The sequence below is a fragment of the Testudinibacter crocodili genome (assembly GCF_006228025.1).
Lineage (GTDB): Bacteria > Pseudomonadota > Gammaproteobacteria > Enterobacterales > Pasteurellaceae > Chelonobacter.
Window position 1 is genome coordinate 1 of record NZ_VDHF01000111.1, and the last position, 2,455, is coordinate 2,455.

2 protein-coding genes are annotated in these 2,455 nt (G+C 40.7%); both read right to left on the reverse strand.

Translation table 11 applies throughout. The features are described from left to right. A partial coding sequence (locus FHQ23_RS11100; protein ID WP_267963701.1) for an Ig-like domain-containing protein occupies window positions 1-1,000 on the reverse strand: 1,000 nt, incomplete at its 3' end. Window positions 1,001-1,145: 145 nt separating this feature from the next. After that, window positions 1,146-2,048: an OmpA family protein gene (locus tag FHQ23_RS12685; protein WP_139614380.1), complete on the reverse strand. Its 903-nt coding sequence runs from the start codon at window positions 2,046-2,048 to the stop codon at window positions 1,146-1,148. Window positions 2,049-2,455: the final 407 nt, after the last annotated feature.

Genomic DNA, 2,455 nt, shown 5'->3' on the forward strand with positions numbered 1-2,455 from the left:
GGTATTGTTTGCCGTCTTCTAGCGCCGGGGTGACCTCCAGCGTATAGTCGCCGTTTGCATCCGCTTTAGTCGTCACATCCGCTTTGCCGTCACCATCGGTGTCGATGCCGACTGTTGAACCCGGCTCGGCTTTCCCTTTGATGGTGGTGCTATCCGGTGTGCCGTCACCATTGCTGTCGGTATTAGTCACTTCTGTGACTGTCGGGGCGGCAGGCGCTGTGGTATCACCGGTGACGTTGGTCGGATCACTGGTGTTGCCGGTTGAATCGGTGGCGGTTACCGGGTATTGTTTGCCGTCTTCTAGCGCCGGGGCGACCTCCAGCGTATAGTCGCCGTTTGCATCCGCTTTAGTCGTCACATCCGCTTTGCCGTCACCATTGGTGTCGATGCCGACTGTTGAACCCGGCTCGGCTTTCCCTTTGATGGTGGTGCTGTCTGGTGTGCCGTCACCATTGCTATCGGTATTAGTCACTTCTGTGACTGTCGGTGCATCTGGAGCAGTGGTATCGGTTGCGCTACCGCCTTTACCGCCACCACCGGCAGCCATTGCAACGGCAGCCAATGGAATTAATGCCAATAACCACCATGGACTAAACACCCACAAGCCACTGATTTCATCACCACCCAATGCTTGCGGCGCAGCCATTTGTTCAGCCAGCATGCTGACCGCGTCAGAGGTTTGTCCTGACTCAGGAACATAGGCATAAATATTACCGTTTTCATGCTGTCCTATAAGTAGGTTGGTCGTCGCTGCTGGATCATCATTATCATAATAATCTTCAATAATGATATCCGGAACGGTATCACCGTTTTCTAATAAGATTTGTAGATCATTGCCGACACGTTTGGCAATAATATTTTGCGGTCCTAAACCGGTTAGATTATCAACTAATTGATAATTCACTTCATCTTGCGCTTTAATGGTTAACGTTTCACCATTAGCGATGGTGTAGCTTGCAATTTCAGTTTTAGCATTTAAGACTTTTAAAGTTGTTGACATGTTTGTATCCTAATTTCAAAAAAATTTACGCTATTGGGTAAGGCGAAACTTATCCAATATTGATTTGTTTACAAAAATAATTACGCTACCAGTAACGGAATCGAGTGATTTCCATCTTGCTGATATTTAACCCGTTTATATATGATTACTCTTGACCATAAACAACAATTTCTACACGACGATTCGCTAGATTACATTCGTTTCGTTTGGTCTTATTTCGCGATTCTACTGCACAACTATCAATGATCAGCTCTTTTTCGCCGTAGCCAATTGCGACAATCGGCAAATCTACGCCTTCTTGTTTCAAGGCATCGCTGACTGCTGCCGCACGTTTTTCAGATAATGTTTGATTGTAAGTTTCGGTGCCTACCGGATCGGTGTAACCGTTAACCACAATTTTGCTTATTGCTTGTTGGTTTAATGCTTTGATTTCAGAAATAAATGCTTGAATATCTTGTTTGCCCGCAACAGACAAATCGTTGTAATTGTGCTTATTCAAAGGAAAAGCAATATTTGAGTTGATTGAAGTTGAGATCAAAGCATAACCATTGGTTTCACAATCCAACTGTTTAACACGCGACAAGGTTTGAGTCTGCATTTTTACGGCTTTCAGCTCGTTGGTTGCCACTTCCGGTTTGACAAATTCAAATACTGGAACAGAATTCTTAACTTGTTTTACTTTGATATAGGTAATTTGTTTGCTTGGAGAGATAAATTTGATCCCATGAGTGCGGTTGCCACCCTTAGTATTGGTACTTAAAGAGGATGTGAGCAAATTTTGATTGGCACATAGTGCTACTGCACTAAAAGCATTATCCAATAACGATGCTTGGTAATCACCATTAATGTAAATATTGACAGCCGGACCATCAATGTTCGCTTCACGATAAAAAACCACCAAACCTTGATTTGGTTGTATGTCTTTGCTGCTAACTATTTGCTCAGAATAGTTGTCCCAATGTTCAAGGGGATCTGTATTAGCAGACTGAGGTAATGAACATGCATTTAACGTAAATAATGCGATACCGATCGCAAGGTATTGCTTCATCAAAAACTCCCTTTTTGATTGAGTTAAAATAAAGTAGTACTAAAGAAAGATAATATTTTGTAAATTTACAATTAGCGATAGTAATTTATAGTACGCTTTATAACATACAGCCCCTTTATTTACAAGCATAAATTTAATATTACAATATCGATATGAATTTAATACAAATTTCATATCTTCATGAAATAAAAGATAAATTAAGAAAACAAAGATGACTTATTGATTGAATCAATAGGTATTACAGTATTATTTTACTGATTATTAATAATTTACAGATATTGTAAAGATAGATATTCTCCGCATAAACATTGTAACGTAGAGAAACTATTTCGAAGGGGTTTTATTTATACACTACAAAGATATTCTCCGCATGAAAATTATCACGCAGAGAAACTATTTCGAAGGGG